Raw genomic sequence first — 13,263 nt, forward strand, 5'->3', positions numbered from 1 at the left:
ACTGAACGAGATCAGGACGCGGTGATCACGGCCCGCACCCTGGTCCGCAACAGCTCGTGCACGGCGCGCAGCCGTTGCCGGTCCGCGCGCACCTCCACCACCTGGATGCCCGGCGCCGGTCGCAGCGCCGCCCGGAAGTCCGCCCCGTCGGCCGCCAGCCGGTACCGGATGCCGTAACCAGCGCACAGCGCGCCGAGATCCGAGCCGTGCGGGGTGCCGAAGACCCGCTCGAAGGAGTCCGAGTGGTCCGGCGCGCCCTGCTCCAGCAAGGAGAAGATGCCGCCGCCGTCGTCGTTGAGCACCACGATGGTCAGGTCCGGCCGCTGCTCCAGCGGGCCGAGCAGCAGGCCGTTGAGGTCGTGCAGGAAAGTCAGGTCGCCCAGCAGCGCGTAGCCGTGGCCGACCCGGCTGTCCGCGCTGACCGCGCCGAGCACCGCGCCGATCGCGCTGGACACGCTGCCGTCGATACCGGCCACGCCGCGGTTGGAGATCACCACTGGGCCGAGCCTGCGCGCGCCGACCAGGTCGATGTCGCGCACCGGGTTGGAGCTGCCCAGGAACAGCACCGCGTCCTCCGGCAGCTCGCTCATCAGCGTGCGGGCCACGTGCAGCCCGGTGGGCCACTGCTCACCGGCGAGCAGCTCCGCCACCACCGAGGAGGCCAGCGCGTCGGCCTGCTGCCAGTCGGTCAGCCAGTCCGGGTCGCCGGGGTAGGTCTCCACCCAGTTGCGGCTGCCCTGCTCGATGTCCATGGCCAGGTAGTTGAGGTCGTCCAGGCCGAGGTAGCCGGTGACGTGCGTGGCCACGTGCTGCGGGTCGGCCCAGGACTCGCCGTTGCGCACCACGTGCACCACCGGCACCGTCTTGAGCAGCTTCTGCACCCCCCGGGAGAGGGTGGGCCGCCCGATCACCACCACCGAGTCCGGCCGCAGCTGCTCCGGCAGCTCGCCCGCGTTGAGCAGCAGCGAACCGTGTTGCAGCACCACCGCGCCGGAGGCCATTGGCCCGCCCATCGCGGTCGGTTCGGTGATCACCGGCCAGCCCAGCTTGGCCGCCACCTCGCAGGCGGAGTGCGCGGCGGCGGAGTCCGCGTCGCCCACCACGACCAGGGTGCGCGGCCGCAGGTGGAAGATCGGGCCGCCGCCGACCGGGTCGGTGCCGACGAAGCCGGGGCTGACCGAGGTCCAGCGCTCGGACTCCGGCCGCCCGTCCAGCGGTTCCGGCCAGTCGGCGAGGTCCCCGTCCGGCACCAGCGGTTCCCGGAACGGGATGTTGACGTGCACCGGGGTGCCGGTGTCGGCCTGCACCACCGCGCGGCAGACCAGCCCGCGCCACACCGCGTTCTGCCCGGCCCGCCGCTCGGCCACCGGGAAGTCGATGGTGCCGGCCGCGCCGCCGTAGACGCCGTTCTGCTGGATGGTCTGGTTCGCCCCGGTGCCGTAGACCTCCGGCGGCCGGTCCGCGGTGACCACCAGCAGCGCGGCGCCCGAGTGGTACGCCTCCAGCACCGCCGGGTGCAGGTTCGCCACCGCGGTGCCGGAGGTGCACACCACGGCGGCGAACCCGCGCCGGTGCGGCCGGTGCGCCAGTCCCTTGGCCAGGCCGAGGGCGAGGAAGCCCGCACTGCGCTCGTCGATGCGCACGTGCAGGGTGAGCCTGCCTGCCTTCGCGGCCTCGTAGAGAGCGAAGGACAGCGGAGCGTTGCGCGAGCCGGGGCAGAGCACGACCTGACGCACGTCGTTGCGGATCAACTCGTCAACGACGACCCTGGCTTGCGCTGTGGAAGGGTTCACGGTCGCTTCGGGAACTTCCCGAAGTCGGGCTTGCGCCGCTCGGTGTAGGCGTTGCGGCCTTCCTGCGCCTCTTCGGACATGTAGAAGAGCAGGGTGGCATCACCGGCGAGCTGCTGGATGCCGGCCAGGCCGTCGTCGGCGGCGTTGTGCGAGGCCTTGAGCATGCGCAGGGCCAGCGGCGAGTGCTGGAGCATCTCGCGGCACCACTGCACGGTTTCCTTCTCCAGGTCCTTCAGCGGCACCACCGTGTTGACCAGGCCCATGGCCTCGGCCTGGTGGGCGTCGTACTGGCGGCACAGGTACCAGATCTCACGGGCCTTCTTCTGCCCGACCATCCTGGCCAGCAGACCGGAGCCGTAGCCACCGTCGAAGGAACCGACCTTGGGGCCGGTCTGGCCGAACCTGGCGTTGTCCGCGGCGATGGTCAGGTCGCAGACGATGTGCAGCACGTGGCCGCCGCCGATGGCGTACCCGGCGACCATGGCGATCACCGGCTTGGGCGTGCGGCGGATCTGGATCTGCAGGTCGAGCACGTTCAGGCGGCCGATGCCCTTCTGGGCCACCTCGTCCTCGCCGATGTAGCCGTCGTTGCCGCGGATGCGCTGGTCACCGCCGGAGCAGAAGGCCAGGTCGCCCTGCCCGGTGAGGATGATGACGCCGACCTGGTCGTCGTCGCGCGCGCGGTTGAAGGCGTCGGAGAGCTCGAACAGGGTCTGCGGCCGGAACGCGTTGCGCACCTCTGGCCGGTTGATCGTGATCTTGGCGATGCCCTCCGCGGTCTCGTACCGGATGTCCCGGTAGTCGCCATCCGACTTCCAGTCGGCAGCGAGCTCGATCGAGGAGTGGGCGGGGTCGGTCGCGGTCACAAGATTAGGCTAACCCCGATGCGCTGCCGTCCGATTCTGACCCTGACCTGCGACAACACCGCAGGCTCGGCTAGTGATGCTCACCACGCCCTGCGCGCCGCGCTGGACGGCGGTCCGGCGCTGTTGCCGCTGGCCCCTGGCCTGGCCGGACAGCGGGTGGCCGCCGCCCTTAGACCGGAAGAGGGTGAGCAAGACCTCGGTGTGGCACTGATCGTGCCCACCTCCGGCTCGACCGGGACGCCCAAGGGCGTGCTGCTCACCGAGGCCGCGCTGCGCGCCTCGGCGGCCGCCACGCACGAGCGACTGGGCGGTCCCGGCCGCTGGCTGCTCGCGCTGCCGGTGCACCACATCGCCGGGCTGCAGGTGCTCACTCGGTCCCTACTGGCCGGTTTCGACCCCTGCGTGCTCGACTCCGCCACCGGCTTCCGCCCGGCCGCCTTCGCCGCGGCCGCCGAGCCGCTGCTGGCGCAGGGCCGGGCCTACACCGCGCTGGTGCCGACCCAGCTCTCCCGCCTGGTCGCCGAGGGCGGCGCGGCGCTGGCCGCGCTGCGCGGGTTCGCCGCGGTGATCGTCGGCGGCGCGGCCACACCCCCGGCGCTGCTGCGCGCGGCCAGGGACGAGGGCGTGGCGGTGACCACCACCTATGGCATGAGCGAGACCGCGGGCGGCTGCGTCTACGACGGCCTGCCGCTGACCGGGGCCAGGGTCCGGCTGGCCGAGGGCGGCGCGGTCGAGCTGGGCGGTCCGACGCTGGCCAACGGCTACCGGCTGGCCCCGGAGGCCACCGCGGCGGTGTTCGCCGACGGCTGGTTCCGCACCGGCGACCTGGGCCGCTGCACCGAGGACGGGCGGCTGGAGATCCTCGGCCGGGCCGACGACGTGATCATCACCGGTGGCGAGAAGGTGCCACCGGCGCTGGTCGAGCGCGCGCTCACGGACTGCCCCGGCGTGCTGGAGGCCTGCGTGGTCGGCGTGCCGGACCCGGAGTGGGGCCAGGCGGTCGCGGCCGCGGTGGTGCCTGCCGACTGGACCGAGCCGCCCGCGCCGGAGCGGTTGCGCGAGGCGGTCCGGGAGGTCGCGGGCCGGGCCTGCGCGCCGCGCCGGGTGGTGTTCCTGCCCGAGCTGCCCCTGCGCGGACCAGGCAAGATCGACCGGCGCGCGGTGGGCGAGCTGCTGGCCGAACCCGACTAGGCCAAACCGGTTACCAAGTTTCAACTAGTTCATACGATCCGTTGACAACTCACCACATGTCCGGTTTCCCTGTCTGGGCGATCCGGACATGCGGCCCCTGCTGCGGTTGATCCGCTCCGCGTGCTCCGGGGAACGGAGCAGTCATGCGCGTCCCGAACAAGGCCCGGACGCGATTACTGGGCCTCGCCATGCCAACGATTGCCCTGCTCGCCCTGCTAGCCGCACCAGCCATCGCCGCTCCCACCGGCCCGCCTACCTGGACCCCTGACCTCACGGTGGTCGACGAGGACGACAGCAACGTCAGCACCACCGGCGGCGCGGTCACCCTCGGCACCACCGCCGCCGAGCACGCCAGCGCGCGCACCGGCCTGGCCACCGGCTTCCTCCAGCTCACCCCGCACCAGCTCGACCAGCCGGTCAACCGCGTCGCGGCCGCCGTCCGCAGCGAGGTCCCGGCTGACACCGAACTGGCCATCGACGTCCGCGGTCAGCTCGGCGAGGACGAGTGGACCGAATGGGCCGAGGCAAAGCCCGGAGAGCCAGCGGTGATCTCCGCGCCGTCCAAGGTAATCCAGATCCGGGTGGCACTCACCGCACCCAAGGGCCAGACGCCCAAGCTCACCGCGCTCACCCTCACCGCCGACCTCGCGCCCAGCGTTCCGTCGGCGCAGGGCGTGCAGGGCCTGAGCTACCGGGTGTTCGCCACCAGGGAGGGCCTGGTCGGCGGCACCACCGCGAACGGTCACGTGATCGTGGCCAGGGACCACTTCGTCGCGCTGCCGTCCCGGCGCGGCCTGGCCAGCAAGGGCACCGGCACCTACAGCGTGAAGGTGTGCGCGGCCAACGGTCGCTGCGAGTGGGCCCCGGTGTGGGACGTCGGTCCCTGGAACATCAAGGACGACTACTGGAACCCCTCGGCCACCAGGGAGATGTGGAAGAACCTGCCGCAGGGCAAGCCGCAGGCCCAGGCCGCCTACCAGGACGGCTACAACGGCGGCAAGGACGGCTTCGGCCGCAAGGTGGCCAACCCGGCCGGGATCGACCTGGCCGACGGCACGTTCTGGGACGGCCTGAAGCTGACCGACAACTCCTGGGTGACCGTGGAGTACCTGTGGACCGGCGGTGGCACCTTCGGCACCGTGCGCACCGCGGGCGACACGCTCAACGTGCGCACCGGGGCCAGCTCGGCCAACGCCCAGGTCGGCCTGGCCGCGAACTTCGCCAGGGTCAAGGTGGAGTGCCAGGTGACCGGGGAGAACGTGACCGGCACCCAGGGCACCAGCAACGTCTGGTTCCGGATCAGCGCCGGGAAGTTCGTCTCGAAGGCCTACATCGCCGGGGTGGGCACGGTCGGCCGCTGCTGACCGTGGCGCGTGCCCGCCCGCGCGGGGGCGGGCACGCGTTCCCACCAGCCGTGTTGCAGGATGACGGCATGCCGACAGTCGCCCAGTGGGTTGAAGGTGCTCGTCTGCGGACCCTGCCGAACGCGGTGGCGCCGGTGGTGGTCGGCTCGGGCGCCGCCGCCGCGGTGGAGGGCTTCAACGCCCTGCAGGCCGTGCTGTGCCTGGTGGTCGCGCTCAGCCTGGTCATCGGGGTGAACTTCGCCAACGACTACTCCGACGGCATCCGCGGCACCGACGACAACCGGGTCGGCCCGCTCCGCCTGGTCGGCTCCGGCACCGCACCCCCGAAGACGGTGCTGCGCGCCGCCCTCGCCTGCTTCGCGCTGTCCGCGGTGGCGGGCGCGGTGATCGCGCTGACCTCCGGCCACTGGTGGTTCATCCCGCTGGGCGCGGTGTGCATCGCCGCCGCCTGGTTCTACACCGGCGGCAAGAAGCCGTACGGCTACGCGGCCCTCGGCGAGATCGCGGTCTTCCTCTTCTTCGGCCCGGTCGCGGTGCTCGGCACGCTGTACATCCAGTCCAGCGAGCTCACCGGCGCGGGCATCGGCGGCGCGGTCGGCGCGGGCCTGTTCTCCGCCTCGGTGCTGGTGTCGAACAACCTGCGCGACATCCCCTCGGACCGGGAGGCCGGCAAGCGCACGCTGGCGGTGCTGCTCGGCGACCGGGACACCCGAGGGCTGTACACCGCGCTGGTCGTGGTGCCGTTCCTGCTGACCACGCTGATCGGCTTCCGGGAACCGTGGGCGCTGCTCGGGTTCCTGGCCGCGCCGCTGGTGTTCTTCTCGCTGCGGCGGGTGCTGCGCGGGGACACCGGACTCAAGCTGATCCCGGTGCTGAAGGACACCGCACTGGCGATGCTGGTGTGGTCCCTCGGCACCGGGATCGGGCTCGCGCTCAGCTAGTCGTCACCAGGAGTCGTGGCGCAGCACGATGTTCTCGCCGCCGCCGCCGTCGTCGTCATCGTCGTCGCGGCGCCGCTGGGACTGCCGGTGCGCCTCGACCACCTCGTCCAGCGTGTGTCCCTCCTGGAACAGCTGGTAGGTCGTGCCCATCCGGCTCAGGTTCGGCTCCAGCGCCGCGCGCACGTCCGGGTCCGCGTACGCCCTGCCCTCCAGCACGTCCCGCCAGCTGAGGTCCCCGGACTCCACTTTCCGTTGCAGCGCACGGAGTTCCGCCGGCGCGTCGGGCTTGGCCGCCTCGCGCTCGATGGCGCGGACGTCCTCCTCGGAGGCCACCGGCTCTTCGGCGGGGCGCAGGCTGTCCTGGAGCTCCTGGGCTGAGCGGAGCACCTCCTCCATGGCGTCCATGGAGGCGTCCAGCTCGGCCTCGGCGCGCCGGACCTCCGGGGTGCGCCAGTCCTGTTCGGGAGTGGTCATCGCGGGCTCGCTCCAGCCGGTTCGCGCAGGTGGTCGTTGAGGGCCTTGGCGTCCTTGCCGGTTTCCCGGCCGGCCGCGCGGGCCTCCTTGGCCGAGTCACCGATGCCCCTGGCGTCGTCGCGGATGCTGGTGGCCCCGTCCTTGATGTCGGTGGCGGACTGCTTGAGCTCCTTGCCCACCTCGATCGCGTCGCCGACGCTGCGCACGTCCTTGATCTTGGACAGCTGGGACGGCACCTGGGAGACGGTGTCGTGCAGCTGCTTGGCGGTCTCGATGATCCGCTTCACCGCTTCTACGATCTCCATGATCTTGCGGTAGATCTGGTAGGCGTCCCAGATCAGCTCGGCGGCCTTGATCCAGCCGTAGGCGGGGACCCAGGCCTTCTTGATCGCGTCGACCAGCTTGTTGACCAGGAACTTGATCAGGTCCAGTGCCTTCTGGCACAGCTTCTTCGCGCCCTCGGCGACCTTGTCGAAGCCCTTGGCGATCAGCTTGGCGACCTGGGCCTCGGCCAGCAGCCCAGCCTTCCACACCGCCTTGACGAAGACCTCGTGCGCCACCGCGGCCGCGCCCTCCCAGGTCTCGCGGACCTGGTCGACACCGGCGTTGAGGTTGGCGGACATGGCGTTCATCGCCTCGGCGCCGCTGCGCCAGGCGTCGCCGTTCATCTGGATGCGGGTGTAGTCACCGGTGATCGGCATGATCACCTTCTGCACGATGCTCTCGCCGGTGACCTTGGTGAAGGCCCAGTCCACGGCCTGCACCTGCCAGCCCTGCTCCTTGATCAGCTCCTCGATCTTGGCGCCGGAGCTGTCCTCGGGCGCCTTGAGCAGGCCGCCGAGGTCGGTCTTGTCCGCGTATCCGGTGGCCATCAGACGCGCACCTGCCCGACCTGGTCGTTGATCCGGGCGAAGGTCTGCGCGACCTTCTGGTCGGTCTTCTCATAGTCCGCGGCGATCTGGGCCATCCGCTCGGCCGAGCCGTGCATCCGGTCCTGCCCGAAGTCCAGCGCCAGGTCGTAGGCGCCGCGCACCAGGTCCACCCCCGGCTGCAGGATGGTGAGCAGGCCGGTGAAGCCGCTCTTGTCGCAGCCGTGCTCGTGCAGGTACTTCTTGACCTGGTCGAACTGACCGGCCACGGTGCCGAGGTAGGCCGCGTAGGCCTTCAGCTCCTCGGTGTTGTGCCGCTGGACCATGTGGTGGACCCCCGATGCGCGCCGTCACTGACCGCGGTTGGACGGCGCGAGGCTATCGGGGGTTCCCGATCACTGTGCGCCGGGCCACTGTCCGGATCGGTGGAACTCGGTCACGGTCGCGGTCGGCCCGGTCAGGTCCAGCTGCTGCGCGCCCACCCACTCGTCGTCGTAGTAGGTGTTGTCGTAGCGCTCGCCGCCGTCGCACAGCAGGGTCACCACGCTGCCCTGCCGCCCCTGCGCCCGCAGCTCCGCGACCAGCTGGAACGCGCCCCACAGGTTGGTGCCGGTGGACCCGCCGACCCGGCGGCCGAGCACCTCCTCGGCGTGCCGGATCACCGCGACCGAGGCCGCGTCCGGCACCTTGATCATCCGGTCGATCACCTGGCCGACGAAGGAAGGCTCGACCCTGGGCCGCCCGATGCCCTCGATCCGGGAGCCCCTGGTGCCGGTCAGCTCCGGGTCGGCGTCCCGCCAGGCGTCGTAGAACACGGAGAACTCCGGGTCCACCACGGCCAGCCTGGTGCGCAGCTGCCGGTACCGCACGTACCGGCCGATGGTCGCCCCGGTGCCGCCGGTGCCCGCGCCGACCACCACCCACTCCGGTTCCGGGTGCCGCTCCAGCCGCATCTGCTCGAAGATCGACTCGGCGATGTTGTTGTTGCCGCGCCAGTCGGTGGCCCGCTCGGCGTGGGTGAACTGGTCCATGAAGTGCCCGCCGAGCTCGGCGGCCAGCCGCCGGGACTCGTCGTAGATCGCGCCTGGCGAGTCCACGAAGTGGCAGCGCCCGCCCTCCCGCTCGATCAGCGCGATCTTCTCCGGCGAGGTCGAACGGGGCATGACCGCGATGAACGGCAGGCCGAGCAGCCGGGCGAAGTAGGCCTCGGAGACCGCGGTGGAGCCGGAGGAGGCCTCGATCACCGGGGTGCCGCCGACGATCCAGCCGTTGCAGATGGCGTAGAGGAACAGCGAGCGGGCCAGCCGGTGCTTCAGCGAGCCGGTCGGGTGGGTGGACTCGTCCTTGAGGTAGAGGTCGATCCCCCACTCCGGCGGCAGCGGGTAGGACAGCAGATGGGTGTCCGCGCTGCGGTTGGCATCCGCCTCGATGATCCGGACAGCCTCGTTGACCCAGCCCCGGGTCTTGTCACAACAGCGATCGAGCACGGCCATGGGCCGCACTCTAGCCATGGGCCTGGTGTGGCTCAGCTCTCGCCGCGCAGCTGCGCGCGCAGCCGGGCGCGCTCGGTCCGGCGCTGCTCGCCGCGCTCGGCCAGGCCGCGGGCCACCCGCTGACGCAGGCCGCTGAACAGCACGAAGGACAGCGGCAGCGCGACCACGAAGCCGACCGCCAGTGCGACCAGCAGCGGGACGCCCACCGCGGCCAGGACGGCGGCGAAGAGCACGACCATGCCCAGCCGGCCCGCGGTGTACAGCGCCAGGTCGCGGTTGAGGTTGTTGTCCGGCGTGCCGGTGTTCGAGGTGTCGGTGGCCTCCACGGGTGTGAGGCTACGCGCCGGCGCCCGGGGTGTCGCCGGGAGCCGGGTCGGCGATGGAGCCCGGGGTGTTCGGCCTGCCCTCGAACCGGGTGCTGAGCACCACCGTGGTGCGGGTGCGGGCCACCCCGTCGATGCGGCGCAGCCGGACCAGTGAGCGCTCCAGGTCGTCCACGGTGGCCACCCTGATCTTCACCACGAACGCCTCGTCGCCCGCCACCGCGTAGCAGGACTCGACCTCTTGCAGCGCGGCCAGGCTGGCGGCGATCTTGTCCTCGTCGCCGGTGTCCGAGGGGTGGATGCCGACCAGCGCGGTCACCCCGAGGCCGACCGCCATCGGGTCCACCATGGCGTGGTAGCCGGTGATCACGCCGGAGTTCTCCAGCTTGCCCACCCGCTCGTGCACCGCGGAGGCCGACAGCCCCACCTGCCGGCCCAGGTCGGCGTAGGTCGCCCGCCCGTTGGCCCGAAGCGCCGCGATGATCTGCCGATCCACGAGATCCATGGCAGCAGACCCTAGAGCGTGCCCAGATGCTCCCATGATGGGCCGTTCGAGTGACCGATTCGTCCCTTACCTGCCCATTACCTACGGACAAACGTTCGAGTACCTGACGGGTGAAATGCCACCATTTCACCGAGTACGGACCCGAGGACCTCGGGTCCGTGGTGAGGAGGGAAAAGTGACCACCATGCGTCCAGCGCCCCGTCCCGCGGGAGCGGAGCGGCTGCTCACGCCAGGTGAGGTCGCCGGCCTGTTCCGGGTCGACCCGAAGACGGTGACCCGGTGGGCCACCGCGGGCCGCATCGGGTCGATCCGCACGCCAGGCGGGCACCGGCGGTTCCGGGAGTCCGAGGTCAACGCACTGCTGGCCGAACTCACCACCCCTGGTCCCGCGCTCGCCTGACCAGGAAAGAGTGATCGAGATCACCTCGGCGAGAACGGCCGGAAACGGCCCGTTCTCGCCGCTCGGCTTTTACCTCTCTTTACCTTTCGGGTGCACCTCGGGATGCGCCGCCCACCACGCGGCATAGCTCGGGTTCGAGCCCACCAGGCCCAGGTAGGCATCGGCCGCGGCCTCCAGCGCCAGCTCCTCGCCCACCGGCCCGGCCTCGTTCCAGGCCACGTCCAGCCGCCGCACCAGCGGGTCCCCGCGCAGCGGCCGGATCACCAGGCCGAGCCCCTCCCGCGCGGTGGCCTGCGCCAGGCTCACCGCCAGGCCGCTGGAGACCGCGCCGCGGGCCGCGCTGGTCTCGGTGGCGTGGTGCCTGATCAGCGGCTCGAACCCGGCCTCCTGGCAGCGGCGGCGCAGGTGCGCGGTCTCGCCGGAGTCCATCAGCGGGTCCACGATCCAGGGTTCCTCGGCCAGCTCGGCCAGGTCGATCACCGCCTTCGCGGCCAGCGGGTGGGTCTCGGCGACCGCCACGAACACCGGTTCCACCGGCACCAGCGGGGCCCGCCGCACGCCGGCCACCGAGGGCAGCTCGTGCCCGCTGAACTCCTCCACCACCGCCACGTCCATCCGCCGCCCGCCGAGCAGGCCGAGCATGGCGAAGGAGGACTGCTCGGCCAGGCTGTGCACCTCGATCTCGCCCGGGTAAAGGCGTTGCAAAGACAGCGCGAGCCGGGAGGCGATCGGACCGGGCACGCTGCCCACCTGGATCTTGGTCGCCCCGCCCGCGCCACCGGCCTGCCCGGCCCAGGACCGCAGCTCGTCCAGCTCGGCCAGCACGGTGCGCGCCTTGGCCAGCACGAACCGGCCGACCGAGGTGGGCTGCACACCCTCGGCCGAGCGGTCGAACAGCGGCGCGCCCATGCTCGTCTCGATCCGCCGTAGCTGGGCGGACAGGCTGGGCTGGGACAGTCCAAGGGTGCTGGCGGCCTTCGAGACGCTGCCCGCGTCGGCTACCGCGAGCAGCACCCGGAGGTGGCGTACCTCCAGTTCCATAACCCGCATGCTATGGCCAGCCGGGATGTGTGCAAGGTCATTCCTGGCTGCCAGAGTTGAACCCACAGCGGCAGGCATAACGACAAGAGCAGCCCGGGAACCAAGGTGGCCTGGAACCCGAGGCGCCCCTGCCGCAGGACCCCGGCGGGGCCGGTTGGATCACGTAGAGCGATCCGCCGGCTCCACCGGGGTCTTCTTCACGTTGTCACGCCGCCCTTTTGGCACCGACCCGCTCCGGTCAGCTTCGGTTAACCTCGGGAGTGGGTCTGTGAGAGGAGGCAGCGTTGCTGTACCTGTACCTGCTCGCGGTCATCGGGGCGGTCACCGTTGGCGCGCTGATGTGGCGGGCGTTCGGACCAGAACGGCCGAAGAGCTACCGCGCGGCCGGTGGCCCAGTGGCCCCGGACGACGACCCGGACTTCCTGCGCCGCCTGGACGAGAACCGTCGCAGGCAAAACCGCAAGGACTCCGACGAGTGAGCTGAGACCCGCCGGGACGGCCACTGGCCGCCCCGGCTGGCAAAACTAACGAGCCCGGGAGCGGGCGACCGCGTGCGGGAAGTCGTCGGCCACGGTGGCCGCGAGGTCCAGCATGGCCAGCCGGGTGTTCGGGGCCAGGCGCTCCAGCTCGATCTCCGCGCCCTCTTCCAGGTGCGGGTCGAACGGGATCCGGCAGACCGCGCGGCAGCGGGCCGCGAAGTGCTCGCTGAGCCGGTCCAGGTCCACCTTGCCGGAGCCCGGCCGGACCGAGTTGATCACTGCCACGGACCGGGCGACCAGGTCGCGGTAGCCGTGCGCGTCCAGCCAGTCCAGGGTGGCCGAGGCGCTGCGCGCGCCGTCCACCGAGCCGGAGGAGACGATCACCAGCGAGTCGGCGAGCTCCAGCACGCCCTTCATCGCCGAGTGCATCAGGCCGGTGCCGCAGTCGGTGAGCACGATGTTGTAGAAGACCTCCAGCAGCGCCACCGTGCGGCGGTAGTCGTCCTCGCTGAAGGCCTCGGACACGGCCGGGTCCTGCTCGCTGGCCAGCACTTCCAGGCGGCTGGGGCCCTGGGAGGTGTAGGCGCGCACGTCGCTGTACCGGCGGATCCGCTGCGCGTCGCGCAGCAGGTGCCGGACGGTGGCGGTGGTCTCCAGCGGGATCTTCTGCGCCAGCGTGCCGCGGTCGGGGTTGGCGTCCACCGCGACCACCCGGTCCCCGCGCAGCGAGGAGAAGGTGGAGCCGAGGCTGGCCGTGGTGGTGGTCTTGCCGACCCCGCCCTTGAGGCTCAGCATGGCGATCTTGTAGCAGCCGTGCACCGGCTGGTTGACCCTGGCGATCAGGTCCCGCCGCTGCACGTCGGCCGGGCTCTCGCCCAGGTTGAGCAGGTGGCCGGAGGCCTTGTAGACCGCGCGCCGCCAGCCGGTGGACGGCGGCCGCTTGGTCTGCCGGAGCAGCTGCTGGGAGGACAGGTCCGGCGCGCCGGACTGCGGCTGGCGCGGCTGGGCGTGCGCCTGCTGCGGGTAGCCGGGCGGCGGGGCCTGCTGGAACTGCGGCTGGTACTGCTGCTGCGGCTGCGGGCCGGAGGCGGTCTGCTCGACGTAGTAGGCGCCGGAGCTGTTCGGGTCCACCTGGTGCGGACCGGAGGGGCCACCGCTGACCGGGTACGGACCGGACGGGCCACCGCTGACCGGGTACGGACCGGACGGGCCACCGCTGACCGGGTACGGGCCGGAGGGACCGCCGCTGACCGAGTAGGCGCCGGACTGGCCGCCGCCGACCTGGTTGGGTCCGGAGGGGCCGCCGCCGACCTGGTACGGGCCGGAGGTCGACGGGTCCACCCGGTAGGGGCCGGACTGGCCGCCGCCCACCTGGTGCGCACCCGAGGTGTTCGGGTCGACGTAGAGCGGTTCAGGTTGCTGCTGCTGCTTTTCCGGCGGCACCCAGTGCACGTTCTGGGTCTCGGGCTCCTCGTACCGTCCGGTCACCGTTGGAGTCCTCCATCACCGGCGTAGCGTCAAGTC

15 protein-coding genes are annotated in these 13,263 nt (G+C 71.6%); 5 read left to right on the plus strand and 10 right to left on the minus strand.

Annotated elements, in window-relative coordinates; genetic code table 11:
- Positions 1-11 precede the first annotated feature (11 nt).
- Both menD and menB read right to left on the minus strand, forming a co-directional pair.
- Entirely contained in the window at positions 12-1,793 is a 1,782-nt protein-coding gene (menD, locus tag ACWDY5_RS04620) for a 2-succinyl-5-enolpyruvyl-6-hydroxy-3-cyclohexene-1-carboxylic-acid synthase (RefSeq protein ID WP_449720940.1), read from the minus strand.
- Complete coding sequence (gene menB / locus ACWDY5_RS04625; protein WP_449720941.1) at positions 1,790-2,659, minus strand: 1,4-dihydroxy-2-naphthoyl-CoA synthase; 870 nt, start codon at positions 2,657-2,659, stop codon at positions 1,790-1,792. The genes menD and menB overlap by 4 nt, the downstream gene beginning before the upstream one ends.
- 18 nt (positions 2,660-2,677) lie before the next feature.
- Between menB and menE the strand changes: the two genes are divergently transcribed.
- The 3 genes from menE to ACWDY5_RS04640 all read left to right on the plus strand — a co-directional run bounded on the left by menE (position 2,678) and on the right by ACWDY5_RS04640 (position 6,155).
- Positions 2,678-3,850, plus strand: a complete 1,173-nt coding sequence (gene menE, locus ACWDY5_RS04630; protein WP_449720942.1) for an o-succinylbenzoate--CoA ligase — start codon at positions 2,678-2,680, stop codon at positions 3,848-3,850.
- A 143-nt stretch (positions 3,851-3,993) separates the two neighbouring features.
- On the plus strand, positions 3,994-5,214 hold the full coding sequence (locus ACWDY5_RS04635; protein ID WP_449720943.1) for a hypothetical protein: 1,221 nt from the start codon (positions 3,994-3,996) through the stop codon (positions 5,212-5,214).
- Positions 5,215-5,282: 68 nt separating this feature from the next.
- Positions 5,283-6,155 carry a 1,4-dihydroxy-2-naphthoate polyprenyltransferase gene (locus tag ACWDY5_RS04640; RefSeq protein ID WP_449720944.1) on the plus strand — a complete coding sequence of 291 codons (873 nt, stop codon included), beginning with the start codon at positions 5,283-5,285 and terminating at the stop codon, positions 6,153-6,155.
- A gap of 3 nt (positions 6,156-6,158) precedes the next feature.
- On the opposite strand, the gene ACWDY5_RS04645 is transcribed toward ACWDY5_RS04640, so the two are convergent.
- The 6 genes from ACWDY5_RS04645 to ACWDY5_RS04670 all read right to left on the minus strand — a co-directional run bounded on the left by ACWDY5_RS04645 (position 6,159) and on the right by ACWDY5_RS04670 (position 9,819).
- Positions 6,159-6,629 (minus strand): hypothetical protein, encoded by a 471-nt coding sequence (locus ACWDY5_RS04645; protein WP_449720945.1) that lies wholly within the window; start codon positions 6,627-6,629, stop codon positions 6,159-6,161.
- Entirely contained in the window at positions 6,626-7,501 is an 876-nt protein-coding gene (locus ACWDY5_RS04650; RefSeq protein ID WP_449720946.1) for a WXG100 family type VII secretion target, read from the minus strand. Before ACWDY5_RS04650 ends, ACWDY5_RS04645 begins: the two co-directional genes overlap by 4 nt.
- The gene (locus ACWDY5_RS04655) at positions 7,501-7,824 is read right to left on the minus strand and encodes a hypothetical protein (protein ID WP_449720947.1); all 324 of its coding nucleotides are present in this window, start codon (positions 7,822-7,824) and stop codon (positions 7,501-7,503) included. The genes ACWDY5_RS04650 and ACWDY5_RS04655 overlap by 1 nt, the downstream gene beginning before the upstream one ends.
- A gap of 69 nt (positions 7,825-7,893) precedes the next feature.
- Positions 7,894-8,991 (minus strand): PLP-dependent cysteine synthase family protein, encoded by a 1,098-nt coding sequence (locus ACWDY5_RS04660; protein ID WP_449720948.1) that lies wholly within the window; start codon positions 8,989-8,991, stop codon positions 7,894-7,896.
- A 32-nt stretch (positions 8,992-9,023) separates the two neighbouring features.
- Positions 9,024-9,317: a DUF4229 domain-containing protein gene (locus tag ACWDY5_RS04665; RefSeq protein WP_449720949.1), complete on the minus strand. Its 294-nt coding sequence runs from the start codon at positions 9,315-9,317 to the stop codon at positions 9,024-9,026.
- Between the two features lie 10 nt (positions 9,318-9,327).
- Positions 9,328-9,819: an Lrp/AsnC family transcriptional regulator gene (locus ACWDY5_RS04670; protein ID WP_449720950.1), complete on the minus strand. Its 492-nt coding sequence runs from the start codon at positions 9,817-9,819 to the stop codon at positions 9,328-9,330.
- Between the two features lie 184 nt (positions 9,820-10,003).
- On the opposite strand from ACWDY5_RS04670, the gene ACWDY5_RS04675 reads away from it, so the two are divergent.
- On the plus strand, positions 10,004-10,219 hold the full coding sequence (locus tag ACWDY5_RS04675; protein WP_252483534.1) for a BldC family transcriptional regulator: 216 nt from the start codon (positions 10,004-10,006) through the stop codon (positions 10,217-10,219).
- A gap of 69 nt (positions 10,220-10,288) precedes the next feature.
- Here the strand turns inward: ACWDY5_RS04675 and ACWDY5_RS04680 are convergent, their stop codons facing one another.
- Positions 10,289-11,260 carry a LysR family transcriptional regulator gene (locus tag ACWDY5_RS04680; RefSeq protein WP_449720951.1) on the minus strand — a complete coding sequence of 324 codons (972 nt, stop codon included), beginning with the start codon at positions 11,258-11,260 and terminating at the stop codon, positions 10,289-10,291.
- A 284-nt stretch (positions 11,261-11,544) separates the two neighbouring features.
- Here ACWDY5_RS04680 and ACWDY5_RS04685 point away from each other — a divergent pair, with 284 nt between their 5' ends.
- Positions 11,545-11,739, plus strand: coding sequence for a hypothetical protein (locus tag ACWDY5_RS04685; protein ID WP_252483546.1), 195 nt, complete (start codon positions 11,545-11,547; stop codon positions 11,737-11,739).
- Positions 11,740-11,784: 45 nt separating this feature from the next.
- On the opposite strand, the gene ACWDY5_RS04690 is transcribed toward ACWDY5_RS04685, so the two are convergent.
- Positions 11,785-13,227 (minus strand): nucleotide-binding protein, encoded by a 1,443-nt coding sequence (locus ACWDY5_RS04690; protein WP_449720952.1) that lies wholly within the window; start codon positions 13,225-13,227, stop codon positions 11,785-11,787.
- Positions 13,228-13,263: the final 36 nt, after the last annotated feature.

The sequence above is a fragment of the Crossiella sp. NPDC003009 genome (assembly GCF_053591555.1).

Coding starts and splice junctions, on each gene's coding strand:
- menE (WP_449720942.1), top strand. CDS start 2,678: ATGCGCTGCCGTCCGATTCTGACCCTGACCTGCGACAACACCGCAGGC.
- ACWDY5_RS04635 (WP_449720943.1), top strand. CDS start 3,994: ATGCGCGTCCCGAACAAGGCCCGGACGCGATTACTGGGCCTCGCCATG.
- ACWDY5_RS04640 (WP_449720944.1), top strand. CDS start 5,283: ATGCCGACAGTCGCCCAGTGGGTTGAAGGTGCTCGTCTGCGGACCCTG.
- ACWDY5_RS04645 (WP_449720945.1), bottom strand. CDS start 6,629: ATGACCACTCCCGAACAGGACTGGCGCACCCCGGAGGTCCGGCGCGCC.
- ACWDY5_RS04650 (WP_449720946.1), bottom strand. CDS start 7,501: ATGGCCACCGGATACGCGGACAAGACCGACCTCGGCGGCCTGCTCAAG.
- ACWDY5_RS04655 (WP_449720947.1), bottom strand. CDS start 7,824: ATGGTCCAGCGGCACAACACCGAGGAGCTGAAGGCCTACGCGGCCTAC.
- ACWDY5_RS04660 (WP_449720948.1), bottom strand. CDS start 8,991: ATGGCCGTGCTCGATCGCTGTTGTGACAAGACCCGGGGCTGGGTCAAC.
- ACWDY5_RS04670 (WP_449720950.1), bottom strand. CDS start 9,819: ATGGATCTCGTGGATCGGCAGATCATCGCGGCGCTTCGGGCCAACGGG.
- ACWDY5_RS04675 (WP_252483534.1), top strand. CDS start 10,004: ATGCGTCCAGCGCCCCGTCCCGCGGGAGCGGAGCGGCTGCTCACGCCA.
- ACWDY5_RS04680 (WP_449720951.1), bottom strand. CDS start 11,260: ATGGAACTGGAGGTACGCCACCTCCGGGTGCTGCTCGCGGTAGCCGAC.